We start from the raw sequence: 22809 nt of genomic DNA on the forward strand, positions 1-22809 counted from the left end.
TCGGTGTGCGTCAACGGCCGCTCGGGTCGCGTTCGAGCAGCGGAGCCGCGTCGGAGAGTACCCCGGAGATCCTGGCGAACGTCGCCTCGTCACGCTCCACGGCGTCCAGCACCGGCCCGGCGGTCGTGTTCCAGCGCCGGGCGACCGCGGCCGGGTCCTCGCCGGTCAGCAGGCCCGCGGCCTGTGCGGCGGCACCCAGTGCGACCAGTTCCTTCGCCTCGGGCACCTGGACGGGACGCCCCGACAGCCGCCGTACCGTCTCCTGCCAGGCCGTGCCGCGCGCGCCCCCGCCGATCAGCAGCAGCGGCGTGGTGCGGTCCGCGTCCTCGTCGAGGACCAGGTCGAGTGCGCCCAGCAGCGCGTGTACGGCACCGTCGTAGGCGGCCTGGAGGAGCTGGCCGCCGGTGGTGTCGTGACGCAGGCCGTGCAGGAGGCCCGAGGCGTTGGGGAGGTTCGGGGTGCGCTCGCCGTCCAGGTACGGGAGCAGCGTGACCGACGTGCCGGGTTCCACGGCCTCCCGGTCCAGGCCGAGCAGGGCCGCGATCCGGTCCACGGCGAGGGTGCAGTTCAGGGTGCAGGCCAGGGGCAGCCAGTCGCCGTGCGCGTCGGCGAAGCCCGCGACCGTGCCGGACGGGTCGGCGGGGCGGTGCTTCGACACCGCGTACACCGTGCCCGAGGTGCCGAGGCTGAGCACGGGCACGCCGGGGCGGAGCCCGAGGCCCAGCGCGGCAGCCGCGTTGTCGCCGGTTCCGGGGGCGACGAGAGTGCCCTTGGAGAACGGCAGATCGTGGCAGTCCCGCACGGTCCCCGCCACCTCGCCCGGTCGTACCACCCGGGGCAGCAGCGCAGGGTCGAGCCCGACATGCCGGAGGATCTCCTCGTCGTACGACTCGGTCCCCGAGGCCCACCAGCCGGTGCCGGAGGCGTCGCCGCGGTCGGTGGTGCCCTGGCCGGTGAGCCGTTCGGTGAGGTAGTCGTGGGGGAGACGAACGGCCGCCGTGGCCCGCACCGACTCCGGCTCGTGCTCGGCGAGCCAGGCCCACTTGGTGACCGTGAAGGACGCTCCGGGAACGCTGCCGGTGCGCTCCGCCCAGGCCTTCGGACCGCCCAGTTCCTCGATCAGACGAGTGGCCTGCGGCGCCGACCGCACGTCGTTCCAGAGCATGGCCGGGCGCACCGGCTCGCCCTGGGCGTCCAGGGTGACCAGGCCGTGCTGCTGGCCGCCGATCGACACCGCCGCCGCTTCGTGGGCCGCGTCCCCGCACTGGCGCAGGGCCTCGCACAGGGCGTCCCACCACTGCCGGGGGTCGCTCTCCCGGCCCGCCCCCGAGGAGACGGAGTGCGGCGCCTGGCCACTCGCGACGATCCGGCCGGTGGACACGTCGACGACCAGTGCCTTGGTGGACTGCGTGGACGAATCCACGCCGACGACGAGCGGACCCTCGGCTGCTGACATCGGGTTTCTCCCTTGTGTGCGGCATGTGTCTCCGCCCGGAGACACATTGTCCCTTCCCAGGGACGCTCCGGCATACTAATTTGTAAACCGCCATGACGAAATAGTCGGAGCGAAGCAACAAGGAGCCGCGTCATGAACTACCAGCCCACCCCCGAGGACAGGTTCACCTTCGGCCTGTGGACCGTCGGCTGGCAGGGAAGGGACCCGTTCGGCGACGCCACCCGCCGCGCCCTCGACCCGGTCGAGACGGTGCAGCGCCTGTCCGAGCTCGGCGCCCACGGTGTGACCTTCCACGACGACGACCTGATCCCCTTCGGGTCCTCGGACACCGAGCGCGAGGCGCACATCAAGCGCTTCCGCGAGGCCCTCGACGCGACCGGCATGAAGGTGCCGATGGCGACCACCAACCTCTTCACGCACCCGGTCTTCAAGGACGGCGCGTTCACCGCGAACGACCGCGACGTGCGCCGCTACGCGCTGCGCAAGACGATCCGCAACATCGACCTCGCCGCCGAGCTGGGCGCCGAGACCTACGTCGCCTGGGGCGGCCGCGAGGGTGCCGAGTCCGGCGCCGCCAAGGACGTACGGGTCGCGCTCGACCGCATGAAGGAGGCCTTCGACCTCCTCGGCGAGTACGTCACCGAACAGGGCTACAACCTGAAGTTCGCCATCGAGCCCAAGCCGAACGAGCCCCGCGGCGACATCCTGCTCCCCACCGTCGGCCACGCCCTCGCGTTCATTGAGCGCCTGGAGCGCCCCGAGCTCTACGGCGTCAACCCCGAGGTCGGCCACGAGCAGATGGCCGGGCTCAACTTCCCGCACGGCATCGCCCAGGCCCTGTGGGCGGGCAAGCTCTTCCACATCGACCTCAACGGCCAGTCCGGCATCAAGTACGACCAGGACCTGCGCTTCGGCAACGGCGACCTGCGTGCCGCCTTCTGGCTGGTCGACCTCCTGGAGAGCGCCGGTTACGCCGGCCCGAAGCACTTCGACTTCAAGCCGCCGCGCACCGAGGACCTCGACGGCGTGTGGGCGTCCGCGGCCGGCTGCATGCGCAACTACCTGATCCTGAAGGAGCGTTCGGCCGCCTTCCGCGCCGACCCGGTGGTCCAGGAGGCGCTGCGCGCCTCGCGTCTGGACGAGCTGGCGCAGCGGACCGCGGCCGACGGCCTCAAGGCGCTGCTCGCGGACCGTTCGGCGTTCGAGGACTTCGACGTGGAGGCCGCCGCCAAGCGCGGGATGGCCTTCGAGCAGCTCGACCAGCTCGCCATGGACCACCTCCTGGGAGCACGCGGCTGACGGCACGCACGCGTGCGTCACTCGCGAGCCCGTCGGCGCTCGTGAGTTCGCCCTCGGTTGTCGTGAGGTCCTCTTTGTGACCGACCCCCGCACGGAATGCTCCGGAATCATGCGATCCATGGCATGAGTCCGTATCAACCACCGCGCGGGGGTCGCGCCATGACCTCCACGAGGCGACTCTTGACGGTATGGCCATGCCGCCCGTACCGCCGCGACCGCCCGGGCCACCGGACGCCACCCCGCCTCAAGGAGGCGGCTTCGGACCGCCTCCCGGAGACTTCGGGCACGGATCGGGAGGGGGCTACGGAGACTACGAACCGCCGCCCCGCAGGCGCCCCCGACCGCTGTTCGTCCTGCTCACCGTGATCGTGGCGGCAGGAGCCGTCGTCGCCGTCGCGCTGATGGTCTTCGGGGGACACGACTCACCGGACAAGAAGCAGCCGGCGGAGAGCAGTTCGAGCAAGAGCCCGTCCCTGAGCCTCCCGACGAAACTCCCCACCAGCCTGCCGACCAAGCTCCCGACGGCGCTTCCCTCGAAACTCCCCTCGGAACTGCCGAGCGAGATCCCGAGCGACATCCAGTCGCTGCTCCCGTCCCTGCTCGGCTAGTTCCCTCAGGAGCCGACGCCTCCTAGATGCCGTGGGGGAGCTTCAGGTACACCAGGGTCGTCTCGATACCGCTGTCGACCAGTCGCCCCTGTGCGTCGAACGCGCCCGCGCCGTCCGTCATCCCGAAGTCGTTGTCATTGATCAGGGCGAGCGTGTCGTGGTCCACGCGCGCGATGCCCTCGATCTTCTGCGGCACCCCGGCAACGGTCCCCAGGTCCACGACCAGCTTCTTGGCCAGCACCGGGACGCCCGCGGCGGCGGGGTCGTCGAGCTGCTCCAGCGACGGGGATGTCGTGTCGTCGTCGTAGCGACCGCCCAGGATGTTCGACTTCCGCTCCAGCTTCACGAGTTGGAGCCGGGCGGCCTTGTCGGTGCGCTCCTCGACCAGGAGCCGGTCGTCGCCCACGGCGACCACCGAGGAGATCTTCAGTTCGGAGGTGTCGTCCTCGCTGGGGTCGACCACGTTCACCGGGTCGAAGCGGTACGCGTACTCTGCCGTGACTGCCTTCTTCTTCGTGGAGAAGCGCAGCAGACGGGTGTTGAGCGACGCGTTCCCGGCGTCACCGTCCGGCAGCGACAGCGGGCTCTGCAGGGCCATCACCAGGTCTCCACCGGGCAGTTGGGCCAGCCCCTCGAAGCCGCGGTTGATCTTCCGGTGCAGCAGGACCGCCGGCAGCGCCTCCACCACCGGGTAGTCGGCCCCGGCCAGACGCAGCCCCTTCGGCACGTACCGCGTGAGCACCTTCCCGCGCGCGGAGACATGCACCAGGGAGGGCCCGTACTCGTCGACGAGCCAGAATGATCCGTCCCCGGCCCGCACGATGCCCTCGGTGTCCAGCCCGTTCGGGTTGTACGACAGCGGCGTCTGCGCGTCGTAGGAGTACGGCGCCTCGTCGCGTCCCTGCTGGTTCGACAGCCCCGTGACGCCCCTCCCGGAGGACGTGGTGATCGGGATGGCGTCCAGGACCTTCACCGTGTCCCCGGAGACACGGATCTTCACGATCGCCGGGTCGAAACCGGGCACCGGGAACGTACGGCGCTTCGTCCCGCTCACCTTGATCTGACCGTTGGGACCGCGGTCGGTGATCGTCCAGTACTCGCCCTTGCGGCCGGCCGGGTAGATGTCGCTGCCGATGCCGCCGAGGTCCACTCCCCGGTCGTTGTCCACCGATCCGGGCAGCAGCGCGTTGCTGAACGCGCCGAGCGGGATGTCGCCCAGTGTCGCCGTGCGGGTGACATGGGCGGCCCCGCTCCCGGAAGGGGCTCCGGAAGCCGTACCGGCCGCCATGAGGGCGACCGCCACGGCGAGCGGAACGCCCGCCACGACGGGACGACGGACGCGGCGCCGGGCGGGGGCATGCGGGGACATCTGGCCTCCTGAGGGCAAATTCGTTGACAGCGGCCAGAGTTGGTCCTCGTGGGGAATCACGGCCGACGGCCGGATGAATCCAGGGTGTCGGCCGCTCGTCGGGCAGGTGAGGGTTCGAGGGCCGCACTCAGCCCGCCTTACCGAACCACGTGGGCAGCCGATCGAGCAGGTCCTCCTGATCGTCACCGACCCAGGCCACGTGGCCGTCCGGCCGCAGGAGGGCGGCGGGTACGTCCAGTTGGGCCTCCTCGCCGAGATCGACGACGTGGTCGACGCGATCCGTCCACCCGGTCACCGAGAGTTTGCCGGTCCGGTCGAGCAGCAGCCCCCGGCCGCCGTGCATCAACCCGTAGAGGTGCCCTTGCGTCAACTTCACGTCCCGCATCCGCCGGCCGACGAGTTCATGGTCGTCGCCGAAGTCGTAGCGGATACCGACCGTGGTGATCATCTCGGTCACGTACCGGTTCACCTCCTCGAAGTCCATCAGCGTGGAGAACAGCACCCGTAGTGCGGTCGCACCCGGATCGGTCCCCAGGAGCGTGATCTGCGCGCGCGTGTTGTCGAGAACGCGGGCGCCCACCGGATGCCGTTCGACGTGATAGCTGTCCAACAGGCCTTCCGGAGCCCACCCGTTGACCGCGGCGGCCAGTTTCCAGCCGAGGTTGAACGCGTCCTGCACACCGAGATTGAGCCCCTGACCGCCGGTCGGCGGATGGATGTGTGCCGCGTCGCCGGCCAGCAGAACCCGGTCGACCCGGTAGCGCTCGGCCTGCCGAGTGGCGTCGCCGAACCGGGACAGCCAGCGCGGCGAGTGGACCCCGAAGTCGGTGCCCGCGACGGCCCGCAGCTGCCGCTTGAAGTCGTCCAGGGTCGGTGGGGTCGTCCGGTCCTCGGCCACGCCGTCAGCGGGCACCACGACGCGGTACACGCCGTTCTCGCCGGGGCTGAGGCCGAACCGCAGTTGGGTCTTGCGGACTTCCTGGACGACGGCGGCGATCGTGGCCGGATCCTCGGTCACCGCCATCTCGCCCAGCAGCGTCTCGACCGTGGCGGGCTCCCCGGGGAAACCGACGCCGAGCGACTTGCGTACCGCGCTGCGGCCGCCGTCGCATCCGACGAGGTAGCGCGAGCGCAGGCGCGTGCCGTCCGCCAACTCGGCGGTCACCCCGGCCGCGTCCTGACTCAGCCCGACGACTTCGCGGCCGCGCCGGATCTCGGCACCGAGTTCGACGGCACGCTCGCCGAGCAGCCTCTCGGTGACCGGCTGCGGGGTGGCGACGCCATAGGGGTGCCCCGTGTCCAACCGGTCCGGCCAGGGCTTGACGATGCCTCCGAAGAGACCGCCTACCGCGAACTTCTCACTCACCGCGAGAAACCGGTCGAGAAGACCGCGCTGGTCCATGATCTCGACACTGCGCGCGTGCAGACCCTGCCCGCGGGACTCCCCGGTCCGCTCGGTCAACTTCTCCAGAACGACCACGCGCACGCCGTGCAGCCGCAATTCGCAGGCCAGCATCAAGCCGGTCGGTCCGCCACCGACCACGATCACGTCCGTCATCGAAACACCTGTTCAAAGAGATAGTTATCCGGTCGGCCGCCCTGAGGGAAGCCGTTCCGCGGACCCCGCGTTTCCGCAGGTCCGGGCCTCGGTCGGCCATTTTGCGGCACTACAGGGGCCTTGCCGCAAGCCCCGTACTGCGCTATACGTTGGGTGTGGCAAGGAGCGGACGACCTCCTTGCCATCGCCTTTTTCCGGCGCCCTTTCCGACGCACTTCTCCGGGCACGCGATTTCCTCCTGGGACCGGGTCGCCGGGGGTGTCGTCAACCCCCCTGTGAGGACCCAGGTGACCCCCGTACGGACACGGGGGGTGCCGCCATGGTCGCGACCGGTCACCGATTCGTACGTTTGCTCAGGTCACCCCGTTGCCTGAGAGAGCCGGAGACCGGACATGTCCCAGACCACCGCAGTCGTCGGCGCGCATGATCCCGGGGATGCCGTAGCGGCGTTCCCAGGAAGTGAGTTCGCGCCCCTCCTGCGCACGGTCAGGAGCCGAGGCCTACTGGAGCGGCGGCGCGTCTGGTACGCCTTCTGCGTCTCCGCCAACGCCCTCGCGCTGGCCGGCATCGTGACCGGCATCGTCCTGATCGGCGACTCCTGGGCCACCCTGCTCCTGGCCCCGCCGCTCGCCGTGTTCGGCGCCCGGACGGCCTTCATAGGCCACGACGCGGGCCACTCCCAGATCGCCGGTGGCAAGGCCGCCAACCGCCTGATCGGCCTGATCCACGGCAACCTGCTGCTGGGAATGAGCTACTCCTGGTGGAACGACAAGCACAACCGCCACCACGCCAACCCCAACCACATCGACAAGGACCCGGACGTCGTCGCCGACATCCTCGTGTTCACCGGTGAACAGGCCAAGGACCGTTCCGGGTTCCGGCGTTGGCTCACCCGCAACCAGGCGTGGTTGTTCTTCCCGCTCACCCTGCTCGAAGGTGTCGCCCTCAAGGTGCACGGCTTCCAGGACCTGCGGCGACAGCCCCGGCGCGAACGGACCGTCGAAGGCGCGCTCCTGGTGAGCCATGTCGCGGCCTACGCCACGCTGCTGCTGACCTCGATGTCCCCAGGGAAGGCGCTCGCGTTCGCCGCTCTGCACCAGGCCCTGTTCGGACTGCACCTCGGTCTTGCCTTCGCCCCCAACCACAAGGGCATGGAGATGCCGGACCCGAACGGCGAGCGATGGGGCCATCTCCGTCGCCAGGTGCTCACCTCACGGAACATCCGGGGCGGTCCCCTGACGGACTGGTTCCTCGGCGGGCTCAACTACCAGGTCGAGCACCACCTCTTCCCGAGCATGCCGCGGCCCAGTCTGCGGCTCGCCCAGCCGCTGGTGCGCGCACACTGCGAGGATGTGGGTATCCCCTACGTGGAGACCGGGCTCGTCGACTCCTACCGTCAGGCCCTGCGCCACCTCCACGAAGTGGGGGAGCCGCTGAGGCCGGAGTGGACGGAGTGACGACGGAGCAGGTGACGGCTCGGGGACAGGCGGCCCTCGGGGGCCAGTAGGGGAGGCGTCTCAGGGATGTCTCAGGGTCGCGGTCCGGAACTGTGGGAAGCGCGGACCCGTTTTCAGATCAGAGAGCGGCCGCGGCCGCGGAGGAGGCGACACATGTCGAGAAACACGAAGGTCGTTGTAGGAGGCGTGGCGGTCGGACTGATCCTGTTGATCTGGCTGCCCTGGTGGGTCTCGTTCCTGATAGTCGTGGGAGTGCCGGCGGCCGCGTACCTCACGCTGGATCCCGCGCAGCGGCGTCGGCTGCGCCGCGTCGCGGGCAAGGAGATCGGCCGCTGACACCGACACACCGATGCCCCACCGCGCTCCCACCCGGCGCGCGGGAGCAGAGCACAGCACAACGCCGTCCGTGGGGCTGCCGACAGCAGCTTCGCGGACGGCGCCCGACCACCTGACGCACGCACCCGAGGGCTCAACTGGGCCTTACGGCAAGCTTGTCCAGCGCCTCCAGGAGGCCCGGCAACTCCGGGCCCCGCCCCACCGGCAGCACCTCGCCCGGCTCCTCGTCGAGCAGGACGAACGCGATGTCGTCGGTGCGGGCCACCATCGACCAGCCCGGGCCGTCGGCACGCAGCGTGCGCGCCTCGCCCGGCGCGAACGACGATCTGACGCGACCCAGAGGCGGCGGGGCGTCCACATACGCCCGGGCCTCCGTCAGCACCCTGCGGACCCCGCTGTGGCCCGTCCGCGGGCCTTCCTGGCCGTCGTCCGGAGCGACCTCGTCCGCCTCGGGCGCGTCTTCGGAGGTGACGTCGCCAGGCGACGACTCCGAAGCCTCGCCCGCCTCGCCCTGGACGGGGAAGGCCGAGTCGTCGATCTGCTCCCGCCACAGGGCCCACTGGAGCGCGATCTCGTCGGCACCCAGCCGCCGCTGCGCCGGGCCCCATGTGGTGGTGTCCGGCGGGGCCAGCGGCGGCCGGTCCACGAGGTCGGGGTCCGGATCGTGCGGCGCGGGCACATTGGGAGCCGCGACCGCGACCGCGAGCGGCCAGCCCGGCAGCGCCGCGACCACCGTGCGCTCGCTCGGCGACAGGTCGTACTCCATGCCGCAGTCCCAGGACGCGATGGCGACCGCGACCAGCGACACGTCGTCGATGACGACCGTCCACCGCGCCCCTTCGCCGTCCTGGCCGAGCACCAGGCCGTACCCGTCGGCGAGCGGCGCCATACCGAGCGCGGCGCAGGCCTCCGGATAGTCGTCACCCAGCACACTCGGGAACTTCGCCGGCGTCAGCAGCACCGCCGTGAGCACATAGAGCGCGTCGTCCTCGGCGGCGACGGCCTCTTCATCCGTGTCGGCCATCCCAGCCTCCCCATCGTTCGTCCAACGGCGCGCACCCTAGTGTGCGCGCAAGCCGCTTGTCACGACTCCCAAGTACACCCGGAGCTGCAGTTTTCCGTCTGGACAGGGCGAAACGACCACCAGTAACCCGAAGTGTCAGGCCGCGGGGAGCCCGAGAAGGGCACGGGCCACCGTCCGCGGCGACTCGTCGCGCTCCCTGGCGAGGGCGACCACGGCCCGGCACGCCAGCTCGCTCACCCCGAAGGACAGCGCCTCCGGCGACACCCAGCCCGCAGCCTCGTCGACCCGGTCCTGGTCGTCCTCGGCGCGTGCCGACACATAGACGGCCGCGGCCTCGAAGAGGTTGTGCGCCCGCCGTTCGGGCCCGTCCCCGGCCTCCGCGCGCGTGGAGGCGAGAATTCTGGCGAAGGTCTTGCGGGGCCTGTCGAACATGCTGACCACCTTCCCCCTGCGTGGTGTTCCGTCGTCGACCGTCCATCTACTGCTACCCAACATAGAGTTGGAGTTGCGGCGACAGCAGGGGGACGTTGCGGTGAAGCGCTTCAGCCCTCCCGTAGGGATACGACTCAGCCCTCGCGCACGGCCAACGCCAGGAAGCGCACGTCCTCGTCGACGTACGACGTCATGCGCCACCCCGAACCGGCGAGCAGCGGACGGAGATTGGGCTCCGCGCGCAGGTCGTCCGCGGTGATCTGCCGCCCCTGACGCGCCGCGAGTGCCGCGCGGCCGATCGGATGGAACAGGGCCAGCGTGCCGCCGGGGCGCACCACACGCGCCAACTCCCGCAGATTCACCTCCGGTTGAGGCAGATGCGCGATCAGGCCCGCCGCGAACACGGCATCGAGCGATTCCGAGCGCAACGGCAACGCGGCCACATCGGCGAGCAGCAGACACCCTTCACGGCCGCGTCCTGCCCGTACGGCGGCCTCCAGCATGGCCGGGGTCAGATCGGCTCCCACCACCACTCCCGAGGGCCCCACGGCAGCACGCAGCGGCGGCAGTGCGCGTCCGGTCCCGCAGCCCGCGTCGAGCACACGGTTCCCCACGCGCAGCGCCAGTTCGGCGACGGCAGCCGCGTAGGCGGGGCCGTCGTCCGGGAAGCGGCTGTCCCAGTCCGCGGCACGCGCACCGAAGAACTCCCGGACATGCGTGTGGTCGTCGTTCATGTTCCGCATGATCCCTCACCGACACGGATGACGCTTCGGCGCACACGTTCGAGCGTGACGCGATCGTTCAGGTGCCTCTCTGCGTCATATTGCAACACCTTTCGAAATGCGCCCCCTTTGTGCACCCATGCCCCTACTAGCGTCCCCTGGTCATGGGACACCTGGACCACGCGACCTTCGGCTGGCTGACCCCCGTGCTGTCATACGTGATGGCCTGCATGGGCTCCGCACTCGGGCTGCGCTGCACCGTCCGCGCGCTCGGCGCCACCGGCCGGTCGCGCCGCAACTGGCTCATCACCGCCGCCTCCGCGCTCGGCACCGGCATCTGGACCATGCACTTCGTGGCCATGCTCGGCTTCGGCGTCAGTGGCACCGACATCCGCTACGACGTGCCCCTGACCGTGCTCAGCCTCGTCGTCGCCATCGTCGTCGTCTGCGCGGGCGTCTTCGTGGTCGGCTACGGCCGCGACCGTGGCCGCGCGCTCTTCCTCGGCGGCCTCGCCACCGGACTGGGCGTCGCGAGCATGCACTACCTGGGAATGGCGGCGGTGCGACTGCACGGCGACGTGAGCTACGACCCGATGCTCGTCGGGCTCTCCGTCGTCATCGCCGTCGTCGCGGCGACCGCGGCCCTGTGGGCGGCCCTCAACATCAAGTCGCCCATCGCGGTCACCGTCGCCTCACTCGTCATGGGGGCGGCCGTCGCCAGCATGCACTACACCGGGATGTTCGCGGTGCGCGTGCATGTCACTCCCTCCGGCGCGGCCCTGCCCGGGGCCACGGCGATGCAGTTCATCTTCCCCCTCGCCGTCGGTCTCGGCTCATACCTGTTCCTGACCTCGGCGTTCGTCGCACTGTCGCCGACGACGGGAGAACGCGAGGCGACCGCCTCGGCCGAGCGGCCGGTCGAAAGCGTCGCCCACTGACAAGCGGCCCGACCGACCAGAGCCCGCCACGGCACGCCCGAACAACTCCCGAGCGAGGAGGCCATGCGCAACCCCCGTAGGACCCCCAGAGCCGGCGCCGAGGCGCCGCCGCCCGTGCGCGGTCGCCGCGCACACGCCGGACCACCCGCGGAAGAGCTCTTCGACGAGCCCTTGGACGCGCCGCAGGACGAGGTGCCCCCGCGCGCGGGACGCTGGCGGATGCGTCCCCGCACCGTACGAGCCAAGATCGTCTGCCTGCTGATGGTGCCGGTCGTCTCGCTGCTCGCCCTGTGGGCGTACGCGACCGTCAGCACGGCCCAGGACGTGGCCCGGCTACGGCAGTTGCAGCGTGTGGACTCGGCGGTGCGCAGCCCCGTCGCGGACGCCGTCGCCGCGCTGCAGGCCGAGCGGTCGGCCGCGGTACGCTACGCCACCGACCCTGGCGCCGAGCCGAGCGGTGACCTGAAGAGGCTGGCCGGGAACACGGACCGGGCCGTCGCCCGGCTGCGGCTCGGCGACACCAGCACCGTCGCCGACGGCGAGGAACTGCCGACCGGAGTGGCCCAGCGCCTGGAGACCTTCGTCACCGGGGCCGAGCGACTGCGCTCGCTGCGGGCCGACGTGCTCGCCCACCGCGCGGGATGGGACGAGACGTACGGGCAGTACACGAGGACCATCTCGTCGGCCTTCGCCGTGGGCGGGGCGCTCACCGGAATCCAGGACGCGGCCCTCGGCTCCGACGCGCGCGTGCTGCTGGAGTTCTCCCGGGCCGCGGAATCGCTGTCCCAGGAGGACGTGGTGCTCGCCGGTGCCCGTCTCGACGGCCGCCTCGACGGGGAACGGCTGCGGCTGTTCACCGGCGCCGTCGACACGCGCCGTACCCTCACCGACTCCGCCACCGCGGATCTGCGAGGTTCCGAACGCACCGCCTGGCGGAACCTGGCCGACACCGGCTCCTACACCGTCATCGGCGCGGTCGAGGACAAGGTCCTCGCCGCCAACTCGGCCACCCGCGCGATCGGTTCGGCTCCCGAGAGCACCTGGAACGACGCGCACGCACGCGTGCGGGACGGCATGCACGCGATCGAGGCGGACGCGGGCAGCGGAGTCGCGGACCGCGCCGATCCGTTCGCACGAGGACTGCTCACCCCGGCCGGCGCCGCCGTCCTGCTCGGACTCGCCGCCGTCATCGCCTCGCTCGTCATCTCGGTACGCATCGGACGCGGTCTCGTCGTCGAGTTGGTCAGTCTGCGCAACGACGCCCTGGCGATCGCCCGCCACAAACTCCCCGAGGCCATGCGGAGGCTGCGCGCGGGGGAGGAGATCGACGTCCGGGCGGAGGCTCCGCCCGGACCGGCCGCGGAGGACGAGACCGGGCAGGTCGCCGAGGCCCTGGGCACCGTGCACCGCGCCGCCCTGCGAGCCGCCGTGGAACGCGCGGAACTCGCCAGCGGCATCTCCGGGGTCTTCGTCAACCTCGCCCGCCGCAGCCAGGTCCTGGTGCACCGTCAACTCAGCCTTCTGGACAGCATGGAGCGCCGCTCCGAGGACCCGAACGAACTGAGCGACCTGTTCCGCCTCGACCACCTCACCACCCGCATGCGACGGCACGCCGAGAGCCTGATCATCCTCTCCGGCGCGGCACCCGGCCGGGCCTGGCGCATGCCGGTCTCGCTGACCAACGTCGCGCGCGCCGCCGTGTCCGAAGTCGAGGACTACGCGCGCGTGGAGGTACGCCAACTCCCCGAAGCCTCCGTCCTCGGCACGGCCGTCGCCGACCTCACGCACCTGCTCGCCGAGATCGTGGAGAACGCCGCCCAGTTCTCGCCGCCGCACACGCGCGTGCGCGTCACCGGCGAACCCGTCGGCAACGGGTATGCCGTCGAGGTCGAGGACCGGGGCCTTGGCATGGGCCCGGAGACGCTGGCCGAGGCCAACCGCCGCATCGAGCAGTCCGAGGCTCTCGACCTCTTCGACAGCGACCGGCTCGGCCTCTTCGTGGTCAGCAGGCTCGCCGCACGCCACGGCATCAAGGTGCACCTGCGGACCTCGCCCTACGGCGGAACGACGGCGGTCGTGCTGCTGCCGACCGCCCTGCTGCACGGCGGCGCGGCGGAACGCTCCCCCCGCGCGGCAGTGGACGACGGACAGCGGGCCGTGGAACGCGAGTACGCGCGCGTGCCGTCCCCGCCCCCGCACCAGGAGTCCGTCCCGGCACCGGCCGACCGACCCGCCCTGGCGTCCCCGCCCCGGGCCTCGGCGGAGCCGGCGAACGGCACCCCGCCCCCTGGAGTCACCACCTTGCGACTGCACCGACCTACCGAGGACACCGAGGGCCCCGAGGACGGCGACGACCTCCCCCGCCGGGTACGGCAGGCGAGCCTCGCCCCCCAGCTCCGCGAACAGCCCGCCGCGGACCGGGAACGGGCGCCTGCCGCCCCACGCGACGAGCACCGCAGTCCGGAAGTCGTACGGGACCGGATGGCGGCCTACCGCGAAGGTTGGACGCGCGGCGGCGGCAGGAAACCGGGCCGTGGCGCCACCCCAGGCCCCGCAACGGGCAGCGACAGCAGCGAAGGAGACCCCGCATGATCCAGGACCCGAGTATGAGGGCCGCCCAGCGGTCCGGTGAACTCGACTGGCTGCTGGACGACTTGGTGCTGCGCGTCGGCGAAGTACGGCACGCGGTCGTGCTGTCCAACGACGGCCTCGCCATCGGAGCCTCCACCGACCTCGACCGCGAGGACGCGGAACACCTCGCCGCGGTCGCCTCCGGATTCAACAGCCTCGCCAAGGGCGCCGGAAGGCACTTCGGCGCCGGCGGAGTGCGGCAGACCATGGTGGAGATGGACGACGGCTTCCTGTTCGTGGCGGCGGCCGGGGACGGCTCCTGCCTCGCCGTCCTCACCGCTGTGGCCGCCGACATAGGCCTGGTGGCGTACGAGATGGCACGGCTGGTCAAGCGCGTCGGCGAGCACCTGTACACGCCGCCGCGCGTCGGTGCGCGGCCTCCCGCCGCCGGATGAGGCGAGAAGGCGGTCCGTTCCGATGACCGAAGACATGACCGGTGTCCCGCACGAGCCGGGCAGCCAGTGGTACGACCAGGAGGCCGGGCCGCTCGTCCGCCCCTACGCCATGACGGGCGGACGTACCAAACCAGGCCCTACGGGAGTGCGGTTCGACCTGATCGCGCTGGTCACGCTGGACGTGGGCGCGCCCGGTTTCGAGGACGACACCGGGCTCGGACCGGAACACCGGGCCCTCATCGACCTGTGCCGCGTGGAGACGCAGTCCGTCGCCGAACTGGCCGCCGGAGCCGACCTTCCCCTGGGGGTGGTCAGGGTGCTCCTGGGCGACCTGTTGGAAGTCGGCTGTGTCACCGTCAGCCGTCCGGTGCCGCCCGCGCAGCTTCCTGACGAACGGATTCTGCGCGAGGTGATCGAGGGACTCCGGGCACTGTGATGAAACTTCAGCACCACTCGAACGCGTACGACGACGACTTGTGCAGCCATCCGGACACCGAACAGGTGCGAGACGGTCACATCGGGCAAATAGCGGTCCAATCACCCAGTGCGAGGCTCTACTTGTCAGGATGCACACCTACGGACGTCGACCGTTGCCGGTACTCCCGAGAGAAGTGATCGATGGTCTCCGAGCACTCCGATGCCGAAGGCGGCGACACGACCGCCCTGGCGTTGAAGATCCTGGTCGCCGGCGGATTCGGCGTGGGCAAGACCACCATGGTGGGCGCGGTCAGTGAGATCAGGCCGCTGCGCACCGAGGAACTGCTCAGCGAGGCCGGCCAGTTGGTGGACGACACCGACGGCGTGGACCAGAAGGTCACGACGACCGTCGCCATGGACTTCGGCCGCATCACCATCAGGTCCGGCCTCTCCCTCTACCTGTTCGGCACGCCGGGCCAGGACCGCTTCTGGTTCCTGTGGGACGAACTGTCGCAAGGCGCCCTGGGAGCCGTGGTCCTCGCGGACACCCGGCGACTTGAGGACTGCTTCCCCGCGGTCGACTACTTCGAGCACCGGCACATCCCGTTCGTGGTGGCCGTCAACTGCTTCACGGGCGCCCGCAGTTACGGCGCCCACGACGTCTCCCGCGCTCTCGACCTCGACCGCGGAACACCGGTGGTCCTCTGTGACGCCCGGGACCGCGACTCGGGGAAGGAGGTGCTGATCCGGCTGGTCGAGTACGCCGGACGGATGCACACCGCCCGGATGCTCGACTCGGTGGGCTGACCGGAGCGCTCACTCCGAAATCCCCTTCAGGGCCACCACCTTCTCGACCGTGACGCGGACGAGGAGTTCGCCCGGCACTCCATTGCGGGCGCCGAACTCCTCGGCACGCTCCTCACCCATGTACCGAGCCCCGATCCGGGCGGCCCAGTATCGGAGTTCGCCCGGTTCCTCCGACAATGCGGCGCGCCCCTGCAGCACCACGAAGTCGAACGGCGGCCGATCGTCGTCCACGCAGAGGGCGACTCGCCCGTCACGGGCCAGATTGCGCCCTTTTACCGTTCCTTTCGCGGTGTTGAACACCACGTCGTCCCCGTCGAGCAGGAACCAGATCGGGGCCACATGTGGGCTCCCATCGGCGCGAACGGTCGACAGCTTGCCCGTGCGCGTGCCGTGCGAGACGAATGCTCGCCACTCCTCGTCGGTCATGTTCTGTGCCATGTCCCTATCCTCCTTGCCCGGGCGACGGGCGTGGTGAAGGCTGACGGGAGATCCTCCGGCCAGGGGGAGAACGCGACTCGGGGAGGCCGGAACATGGCGCAGAACCAGGGACTGAGCTGGCTGCTGGACGATCTGACCGAGCGCGTCGAGCATGTACGCCATGCTCTGGTCCTCTCCAACGACGGACTGGTGACCGGCGCGAGCACGGGACTTCGCCGCGAGGACGCCGAACACCTCGCCGCCGTCTCTTCCGGACTGCACAGCCTGGCCAAGGGCTCGGGACGCCACTTCGGCGCCGGCGGGGTGCGGCAGACGATGATCGAGTTCGACGACGCCGTCCTGTTCGTCACGGCCGCGGGCAGCGGCAGCTGTCTGTGCGTCCTCAGCGGCGCGGACGCGGACATCGGCCAGATCGCCTACGAGATGACACTGCTCGTCAACCGTGTCGGCGAACACCTCGGCGTGGACGCCCGGCAGCCCGAGCGAACTCCCGTTACAGACCTCTGACCTGCGAGTTTGCTCGCTCCCGCGAAGTTATCCACAGGCCCGCCACGAGATTCTCCGAGCCGGCTACGGTTTGTCCATCGCGAACGCACACAGCGTGAGCATCGGACTCCACGGGGGAGATCGACCATGGCAGGCAACACCATCACCACACCATCGGAACTCTCGTGCACGCCGAGTCGCGCGGCACGGGAACTGGGCCTCAAACGAGGCGAGTTCGACCTCGCCGTCCATCTCGGACGCATCCGCACCGTGCCCGACGAAGGGGGCGGCGGCCGACGCGTCGCCCGCACCGAGATCGACCAACTCCGCTCGGCCGAGGGATTCCCGGAATCGCTCGCGGAGAGCGTCAGGACCGTGGGCACCACGGGCGGCGCGGCCCTCATGGAAGTCACCTCCGCCCGGTTCACCCGCCTCGCCCGGCTGGGACTGGTGGTGCCCGTGAGGTTCTATCTGAACCGCTACAGGGCCGTGGTCTGGCTCTATCTCGCCGAAGAACTACGGCAGTTCGCCACCGACAAGAACCACACCTCACTACTGAACGGCCGTACGCCCGAAGGCCTGCGCGATCAACTCCGAGAGGGTCTGGACCTACGGCCCCGCAACTGGCGCGGACGCCATCTGGGATTCCTGCTGCGCGAGGCGGACGGTTTGTGGGAACGCGCGGGCGCCCTGTCGGCCTTGCTCGACCCCGTCCAGGTGGCCGAGATCGTCAAGGACCCCTACGAGCGTGCCCACTTGAACCGGTTCCGGCCGGACCCGCCCGCCCACGGCGCTCCGGGCTCGCCGTCCGCTCACCTCGCCGAGCGGATCATGACGGCGGACCACCCGGACGAGATCAGCTGGCTGCGGGCGGACCTGGCCCAGGTACTGGACGAGGCACGCCTCCATCGCCCCGCACCGCGACCTGCCTCCGAATCGGCCGGAGCCCCGTCGTCCCTGAGTGAGCAACCGCCGTCCCTGAGCGAGCACTCGCCCGAGCCGGCGCCGGAACCCGAGCGATCACGCGGCATGCTCGGTTGGCTGCGCCGCAGAAACGCGTGAGCCGCAGCGCACGCACATCCACCAGTCACAGCGCTCTGAACAGCCCTTCCTGGACGACCGAGACGAGCAGGCGTCCCTCCAGGTCGTAGATGCGCCCGCGGGCCAGACCGCGTCCGCCCGTCGCGATCGGGGACTCCTGGTCGTACAGAAACCACTCGTCCGCGCGGAACGGCCGGTGGAACCACATGGCGTGGTCCAGCGACGCCATGTCGAAGTTCCGTGGCCCCCACAGGGGTTCGACGGGGATCCGGACGGCGTCCAGGAGCGTCATGTCGCTGGCGTACGTCAACGCGCAGGTGTGCACGAGCGGATCGTCGCCGAGCGGCCCCACCGCGCGCATCCACACGGCGCTGCGCGGCTCGGCGTCCTTGATCTCCTCGGCGCTCCAGCGCAGCCCGTCCGCGTACCGGATGTCGAAGGGCTGGCGGCGTGCCATCCGCTCCAACTGCTCGGGCAGCACGCCCAGATGGGCCCGGACCTCCTCCGACACCGTCGGCAGGGACTCCGGGTCCGGGACCTCGCGGGCCGGCAGCTGGTGCTCGAAAGGACCTTGCTCAGGCTTGTGGAAGGAGGCGGTGAGATTGAAGATCGTGCGGCCCTGCTGCACGGCGGTGACCCGACGGGTGGTGAACGACCGCCCGTCCCGTACCCGCTCGACCTGGTACACGATCGGCACGCCCGGCCGACCCGGGCGCAGGAAGTACGCGTGCAACGAGTGCACGGGCCGGTCGCCCTCCGTGGTGCGCCCCGCGGCGACCAGCGCCTGGCCTGCGACCTGGCCGCCGAAGACCCGCTGCAGGGACTCGTGCGGGCTGCGGCCACGGAAGATGTTGACCTCGATCTGCTCCAGGTCGAGCAGGTCGACGAGCCGCTCTGCCGGGTTCGTCATGGGTGGGATTCTCCTGTGCTCACAGCTGGCCGACGTCGGTGACACGGACGACCGCACGGCCCTCCGCGTCGGAGGCCGCGAGATCGATCTCCGCGCTGATGCCCCAGTCATGATCGCCGTTCGGGTCGGCGAAAATCTGCCGAACGCGCCACAGGCTGTGCTGCGACTCCTCCTCGATGAGCAGCAGCTTGGGCCCGCGGGCGTCGGGACCGGTGCCGAGGTCCTCGTACTCGTCCCAGTACTTGTCCATCGCCTCGCCCCACGCGTCCGCGTCCCAGCCGGACTCGGCGTCCATCTCGCCCAGTTCCGCGACATGGTCGAGGGCGGCCAGCTCGACCCGGCGGAACATCGCGTTGCGGACGAGGACCCGGAAGGCACGCGAGTTCGCGGTGACCGGCTTGACCTGGTCGGCCTTCTCCTGGGCCTCCTCGGCGGTCATCTCCGCCGGGTTGGCCAGCTGCTCCCACTCGTCCAGCAGACTGGAGTCGACCTGGCGCACCATCTCGCCGAGCCAGGCGATCAGATCCTCCAGGTCCTCGGACTTGAGGTCGTCCGGGACGGTGTGATCGAGGGCCTTGAAGGCACCGGCGAGGTAGCGCAGCACGATGCCCTCGGTGCGGGCCAGCTCGTAGTACGAGGTCAACTCAGTGAAGGACATGGCCCGTTCGTACATGTCACGGATCACGGACTTCGGCGACAGCGGGTGGTCGCCGACCCACGGGTGGCTCTTGCGGTACGTGTTGTACGCGTGGAAGAGCAACTCCTCCAGCGGCTTGGGGTAGCTGACGTCCTGGAGGCGCTCCATGCGGTCCTCGTACTCGACGCCGTCCGCCTTCATCGCGGCCACTGCCTCCCCGCGCGCCTTGTTCTGCTGGGCGGCGAGGATCTGCCGCGGGTCGTCCAGCGTGGACTCGACGACGGAGACCATGTCCAACGCGTACGACGGCGATTCGGGGTCCAGCAGTTCGAACGCGGCGAGTGCGAAGGTCGACAGCGGCTGGTTGAGCGCGAAGTCCTGCTGCAGGTCGACCGTCAGGCGCACGATGCGGCCCTCGGCGTCAGGGGTGTCGAGCTTCTCGACGATGCCGCCGTCCAGGAGCGAGCGGTAGATCGCGATCGCGCGCCGGATGTGCCGCAACTGCTGCTTGCGCGGCTCGTGGTTGTCCTCCAGGAGATGCCGCATCGCCTCGAAGGCGTTGCCCGGACGGGCGATGACCGACAGCAGCATCGTGTGCGTGACCCGGAACCGGGACGTGAGCGGTTCGGGCTCGGAGGTGATGAGCTTCTCGAAGGTGCCTTCCGTCCACCCGACGAAACCCTCGGGCGCCTTCTTGCGGACGACCTTCCGGCGCTTCTTCGGGTCGTCGCCCGCCTTGGCGAGCGCCTTCTCGTTCTCGACGACGTGTTCGGGAGCCTGGGCGACCACCAGCCCCGCCGTGTCGAAACCCGCGCGGCCAGCGCGGCCCGCGATCTGGTGGAACTCACGGGCGCGCAGCGTACGTACCCGGATTCCGTCGTACTTGGCCAGCGCTGTGAACAGCACTGTGCGGATGGGCACGTTGACGCCCACCCCGAGCGTGTCCGTACCGCAGATGACCTTCAACAGGCCCGCCTGCGCGAGCTTTTCCACCAGGCGTCGGTACTTGGGCAGCATGCCGGCGTGGTGCACACCGATGCCGTGCCGTACGTAACGCGAGAGATTGCGGCCGAACTTGGTGGTGAAGCGGAAGTTGCCGATCAGCTCGGCGATCTGGTCCTTCTCCTCGCGCGAGGACATGTTGATGCTCATCAGCGCCTGCGCCCGCTCCACGGCCTGCGCCTGCGTGAAGTGCACGATGTAGACCGGCGCCTGCCTGGTCTCCAGCAGTTCGGTCAGCGTCTCGGTGAGCGGGGTCAGCTTGTACTCGTAGGAAAGGGGCACCGGACGGACCGCCGAGCGGACCACCGAAGTGGGGCGCCCGGTGCGCCGGGTGAGGTCCTTCTCGAACATCGCGACGTCGCCGAGCGTGGCCGACATCAGGATGAACTGCGCCTGCGGCAGCTCCAGGATCGGGATCTGCCAGGCCCAGCCGCGGTCCGCCTCCGCGTAGAAGTGGAACTCGTCCATGACGACCTGGCCGACGTCGGCGTGCTTGCCGTCGCGCAGCGCGATCGACGCGAGGACCTCCGCGGTGCAGCAGATGATGGGCGCGTCCGAGTTCACGGACGCGTCGCCGGTCAGCATGCCGACGTTCTCGGTGCCGAACATCTTGCACAGTTCGAAGAACTTCTCCGAGACCAGCGCCTTGATCGGGGCGGTGTAGAAGGTGACCTCGTCCCGGGCCAGCGCGGCGAAGTGCGCACCGGCGGCGATCATGCTCTTGCCGGAGCCGGTGGGCGTCGACACGATCACGTTCGCACCGGAGACCACCTCGATCAGCGCCTCCTCCTGATGGGGGTAGAGCGTGAGACCGCGCTCCTGGGCCCACGACTCGAAGGCTTCGTAGAGGGCGTCGGGATCTGCGGTCGGCGGCAACTGGTCGATGAGGGTCACGACCCCATCTTGCCTGGCGTCCCGGTCGATGGGGGAATCGGCTGCGGAGATGAAGATCGCTACCGCTACGCTGTGTCGCCGACGGAGTGTCAGGGCGCCCGAGCAACTGACCGGCGGCGTAAGAGGAATGGGGCGGGGAACGGCCATGATGGGACCAGCACACTCACTGTCGGGAGCGGCGGCCTGGCTCGGCGTCGGAGCGGCGACCGCCGCAGCCGGGCATCCGATGCCCTGGCCGGTGATCCTGGTCGGCGCCCTGATCTGCGCCGGCGCGGCGCTCGCCCCGGACCTCGACCACAAGGCGGCGACCATCTCCCGGGCCTTCGGACCCGTCTCGCGGACCGTGTGCGAGGTTGTCGACAAGCTCTCGTACGCCGTCTACAAGGGGACCAGGAAGCAGGGCGACCCGCGCCGCAACGGCGGGCACCGCACGCTCACCCACACCTGGCTGTGGGCGGTCCTGATCGGCGCGGGGAGCGCGGGCGTGGCGATCCTGGGCGGTCGCTGGGGAGTGCTGGCGATCCTCTTCGTGCACATGGTGCTGGCCATCGAGGGCCTGCTGTGGCGGGCGGCCCGCGGCTCCAGCAGCGACATCCTGGTCTGGCTGCTGGCGGCGACCAGCGCGTGGATCCTGGCCGGAGTGCTGGACAAGCCGGGCAACGGTTCGGACTGGCTGTTCACGGACCAGCACCAGTACCTCTGGCTGGGCCTGCCGGTCGTGCTGGGCGCGCTGGTGCACGACATCGGGGACGCGCTGACCGTCTCCGGCTGCCCGATCCTGTGGCCGATCCCGCTGGGCCGCAAGCGCTGGCACCCGATCGGGCCGCCGAAGGTGATGCGGTTCCGCGCGGGCAGCTGGATCGAGCTCAAGGTGCTGATGCCGGTGTTCATACTGCTCGGGGGAGTGGGCTGCGCGGCGGCGCTCAACGTGATCTGAGGCCCGGCCCCGATCCCGGTTCCGGCGTCGACGCGAGCAGCGGCTCACGCCCCGCCGGAACCCTGGCCCGCTTCGCCGAGACTTTGGCCCGTACCGCCGCCGTAGCGCCGCTCGAACTGGGCGATACGGCCCTCCGAGTCCACCGTCCTGGCCTTGCCGGTGTAGAAGGGGTGGCTCTCCGAGGAGATCTCCACGTCCACGACCGGGTAGGTCTCGCCGTCGTCCCAGTCGATGGTCCGGTCACTGGTCGCGGTGGACCGGGTCAGGAACGCGTATCCGGCGGAGCGGTCGCGGAAGACCACGGGGTGGTAGTCGGGCTGCTTGTCCTGCTGCATGGCTGCTCCTCCTGCGGCGGGCGTGTGGGTGACGGCCAGGGGACGGCGAGGTCAGCCGTAGAGCGAGTCCTCGTCCTCGTCGACGATGTGCATCGCGGCCTCCTCGGCGGAGGCCGCCGCGCCGTCGATGCCCACGTCGGTGGCGATCAGGCCGCTCTCCTCGTCCTCGTGCGCCCCTTCGTCGGGTGCCACGAGCCGGCCGGAGCGAAGGTCACCGACCTCGGTGTCCCGGAGTTCGCCGTCCGTGTCCTCGGAGTCGCCGAGGCCGTCGCCGTCGGGCACCACGAGATCCGGGACCTCCTCGGCGAGGCGCTGGTCGAGCGTCTCACCGTGCTGACGCTCGGCGGCCGTGACATCGGCGCGTTCCACCGCCCAGGGGCGGTCCGGTGGGGACCAGCCGCGGTCGAGCGGGTCCTCGACACCGTCGGCCAGGAGCGTGTCCTCCGCGTCGAGCAGGCCCGCGTCGTCCTGAACCTCGGATCCGTCGGGCTGGTAGACGTCGTCTCCCCATCCGTCGACGCTGTTCACGGGTACCTCCAGGTGGTGGGGACCGGCCCGTACTCACCGCGCTCGGCGGCGGGCCGCCGCTGTGCGGGGCACAGGCGGAGCCCGGCACGAACCACATGGTTCCCGGGCACTCCCCGAACCAGTGCCGTCCCCCAGACTTCCACCCCTTTTCC

General features: G+C 70.3%; 23 protein-coding genes. 12 read left to right on the top strand and 11 right to left on the bottom strand.

Features of this window, described 5'->3' with window-relative positions:
- Positions 1 to 10 precede the first annotated feature (10 nt).
- The gene (gene xylB, locus ACWIHT_RS15505; RefSeq protein ID WP_456168344.1) at positions 11 to 1456 is read right to left on the bottom strand and encodes a xylulokinase; all 1446 of its coding nucleotides are present in this window, start codon (positions 1454 to 1456) and stop codon (positions 11 to 13) included.
- 132 nt (positions 1457 to 1588) lie between these two features.
- Here xylB and xylA point away from each other — a divergent pair, with 132 nt between their 5' ends.
- Both xylA and ACWIHT_RS15515 read left to right on the top strand, forming a co-directional pair.
- Complete coding sequence (gene xylA, locus ACWIHT_RS15510) at positions 1589 to 2755, top strand: xylose isomerase (protein WP_456168346.1); 1167 nt, start codon at positions 1589 to 1591, stop codon at positions 2753 to 2755.
- A gap of 188 nt (positions 2756 to 2943) precedes the next feature.
- The gene (locus ACWIHT_RS15515) at positions 2944 to 3363 is read left to right on the top strand and encodes a hypothetical protein (RefSeq protein ID WP_456168348.1); all 420 of its coding nucleotides are present in this window, start codon (positions 2944 to 2946) and stop codon (positions 3361 to 3363) included.
- Positions 3364 to 3385: 22 nt separating this feature from the next.
- Here ACWIHT_RS15515 and ACWIHT_RS15520 read toward each other — a convergent pair whose 3' ends face one another.
- Together ACWIHT_RS15520 and rox are read right to left on the bottom strand one after the other, a co-directional pair.
- Positions 3386 to 4732, bottom strand: a complete 1347-nt coding sequence (locus ACWIHT_RS15520; RefSeq protein ID WP_456168350.1) for an esterase-like activity of phytase family protein — start codon at positions 4730 to 4732, stop codon at positions 3386 to 3388.
- Between the two features lie 127 nt (positions 4733 to 4859).
- The gene (gene rox / locus ACWIHT_RS15525) at positions 4860 to 6290 is read right to left on the bottom strand and encodes a rifampin monooxygenase (protein WP_456168352.1); all 1431 of its coding nucleotides are present in this window, start codon (positions 6288 to 6290) and stop codon (positions 4860 to 4862) included.
- Between the two features lie 392 nt (positions 6291 to 6682).
- Here rox and ACWIHT_RS15530 point away from each other — a divergent pair, with 392 nt between their 5' ends.
- Positions 6683 to 7747: a fatty acid desaturase family protein gene (locus ACWIHT_RS15530; protein ID WP_456168354.1), complete on the top strand. Its 1065-nt coding sequence runs from the start codon at positions 6683 to 6685 to the stop codon at positions 7745 to 7747.
- 153 nt (positions 7748 to 7900) lie between these two features.
- Positions 7901 to 8083, top strand: a complete 183-nt coding sequence (locus ACWIHT_RS15535; protein WP_456168356.1) for a hypothetical protein — start codon at positions 7901 to 7903, stop codon at positions 8081 to 8083.
- A 133-nt stretch (positions 8084 to 8216) separates the two neighbouring features.
- Here ACWIHT_RS15535 and ACWIHT_RS15540 read toward each other — a convergent pair whose 3' ends face one another.
- From ACWIHT_RS15540 to ACWIHT_RS15550, 3 genes are all read right to left on the bottom strand, one after another.
- A complete protein-coding gene (locus tag ACWIHT_RS15540; RefSeq protein WP_456168358.1) occupies positions 8217 to 9107 on the bottom strand; it encodes a hypothetical protein in 891 nt (296 codons plus the stop codon).
- 135 nt (positions 9108 to 9242) lie between these two features.
- Positions 9243 to 9539, bottom strand: coding sequence for a hypothetical protein (locus ACWIHT_RS15545; RefSeq protein WP_456168360.1), 297 nt, complete (start codon positions 9537 to 9539; stop codon positions 9243 to 9245).
- A gap of 134 nt (positions 9540 to 9673) precedes the next feature.
- Positions 9674 to 10273 carry a class I SAM-dependent methyltransferase gene (locus tag ACWIHT_RS15550; protein WP_456168362.1) on the bottom strand — a complete coding sequence of 200 codons (600 nt, stop codon included), beginning with the start codon at positions 10271 to 10273 and terminating at the stop codon, positions 9674 to 9676.
- 152 nt (positions 10274 to 10425) lie between these two features.
- Here ACWIHT_RS15550 and ACWIHT_RS15555 point away from each other — a divergent pair, with 152 nt between their 5' ends.
- The 5 genes from ACWIHT_RS15555 to ACWIHT_RS15575 all read left to right on the top strand — a co-directional run bounded on the left by ACWIHT_RS15555 (position 10426) and on the right by ACWIHT_RS15575 (position 15449).
- A complete protein-coding gene (locus tag ACWIHT_RS15555; protein ID WP_456168364.1) occupies positions 10426 to 11199 on the top strand; it encodes an MHYT domain-containing protein in 774 nt (257 codons plus the stop codon).
- A 63-nt stretch (positions 11200 to 11262) separates the two neighbouring features.
- On the top strand, positions 11263 to 13791 hold the full coding sequence (locus ACWIHT_RS15560; RefSeq protein ID WP_456168366.1) for a sensor histidine kinase: 2529 nt from the start codon (positions 11263 to 11265) through the stop codon (positions 13789 to 13791).
- Entirely contained in the window at positions 13788 to 14225 is a 438-nt protein-coding gene (locus ACWIHT_RS15565; RefSeq protein ID WP_456168368.1) for a roadblock/LC7 domain-containing protein, read from the top strand. Before ACWIHT_RS15560 ends, ACWIHT_RS15565 begins: the two co-directional genes overlap by 4 nt.
- 22 nt (positions 14226 to 14247) lie before the next feature.
- Positions 14248 to 14661 carry a DUF742 domain-containing protein gene (locus tag ACWIHT_RS15570; RefSeq protein WP_456168370.1) on the top strand — a complete coding sequence of 138 codons (414 nt, stop codon included), beginning with the start codon at positions 14248 to 14250 and terminating at the stop codon, positions 14659 to 14661.
- Between the two features lie 182 nt (positions 14662 to 14843).
- Positions 14844 to 15449, top strand: a complete 606-nt coding sequence (locus ACWIHT_RS15575; protein ID WP_450513158.1) for a GTP-binding protein — start codon at positions 14844 to 14846, stop codon at positions 15447 to 15449.
- Between the two features lie 9 nt (positions 15450 to 15458).
- Here ACWIHT_RS15575 and ACWIHT_RS15580 read toward each other — a convergent pair whose 3' ends face one another.
- Complete coding sequence (locus ACWIHT_RS15580) at positions 15459 to 15887, bottom strand: PPOX class F420-dependent oxidoreductase (RefSeq protein ID WP_200708986.1); 429 nt, start codon at positions 15885 to 15887, stop codon at positions 15459 to 15461.
- A gap of 93 nt (positions 15888 to 15980) precedes the next feature.
- Here ACWIHT_RS15580 and ACWIHT_RS15585 point away from each other — a divergent pair, with 93 nt between their 5' ends.
- Together ACWIHT_RS15585 and ACWIHT_RS15590 are read left to right on the top strand one after the other, a co-directional pair.
- Positions 15981 to 16394, top strand: coding sequence for a roadblock/LC7 domain-containing protein (locus ACWIHT_RS15585; RefSeq protein ID WP_019062680.1), 414 nt, complete (start codon positions 15981 to 15983; stop codon positions 16392 to 16394).
- A 126-nt stretch (positions 16395 to 16520) separates the two neighbouring features.
- Complete coding sequence (locus ACWIHT_RS15590; RefSeq protein WP_456168373.1) at positions 16521 to 17435, top strand: DUF6397 family protein; 915 nt, start codon at positions 16521 to 16523, stop codon at positions 17433 to 17435.
- A 25-nt stretch (positions 17436 to 17460) separates the two neighbouring features.
- Here ACWIHT_RS15590 and ACWIHT_RS15595 read toward each other — a convergent pair whose 3' ends face one another.
- Both ACWIHT_RS15595 and ACWIHT_RS15600 read right to left on the bottom strand, forming a co-directional pair.
- Positions 17461 to 18324: an acyl-CoA thioesterase gene (locus ACWIHT_RS15595; RefSeq protein WP_399120799.1), complete on the bottom strand. Its 864-nt coding sequence runs from the start codon at positions 18322 to 18324 to the stop codon at positions 17461 to 17463.
- A 19-nt stretch (positions 18325 to 18343) separates the two neighbouring features.
- Complete coding sequence (locus ACWIHT_RS15600) at positions 18344 to 20857, bottom strand: DUF3516 domain-containing protein (protein ID WP_456168375.1); 2514 nt, start codon at positions 20855 to 20857, stop codon at positions 18344 to 18346.
- Positions 20858 to 21002: 145 nt separating this feature from the next.
- Between ACWIHT_RS15600 and ACWIHT_RS15605 the strand changes: the two genes are divergently transcribed.
- Complete coding sequence (locus tag ACWIHT_RS15605; protein WP_456168377.1) at positions 21003 to 21794, top strand: metal-dependent hydrolase; 792 nt, start codon at positions 21003 to 21005, stop codon at positions 21792 to 21794.
- 44 nt (positions 21795 to 21838) lie between these two features.
- Here ACWIHT_RS15605 and ACWIHT_RS15610 read toward each other — a convergent pair whose 3' ends face one another.
- Together ACWIHT_RS15610 and ACWIHT_RS15615 are read right to left on the bottom strand one after the other, a co-directional pair.
- Positions 21839 to 22129 carry a type B 50S ribosomal protein L31 gene (locus ACWIHT_RS15610; protein WP_456168379.1) on the bottom strand — a complete coding sequence of 97 codons (291 nt, stop codon included), beginning with the start codon at positions 22127 to 22129 and terminating at the stop codon, positions 21839 to 21841.
- Positions 22130 to 22180: 51 nt separating this feature from the next.
- Positions 22181 to 22657 (bottom strand): DUF5709 domain-containing protein, encoded by a 477-nt coding sequence (locus ACWIHT_RS15615; protein ID WP_200708992.1) that lies wholly within the window; start codon positions 22655 to 22657, stop codon positions 22181 to 22183.
- Positions 22658 to 22809 lie beyond the last annotated feature (152 nt).

The sequence above is a fragment of the Streptomyces sp. NPDC002276 genome (genome assembly GCF_053891435.1).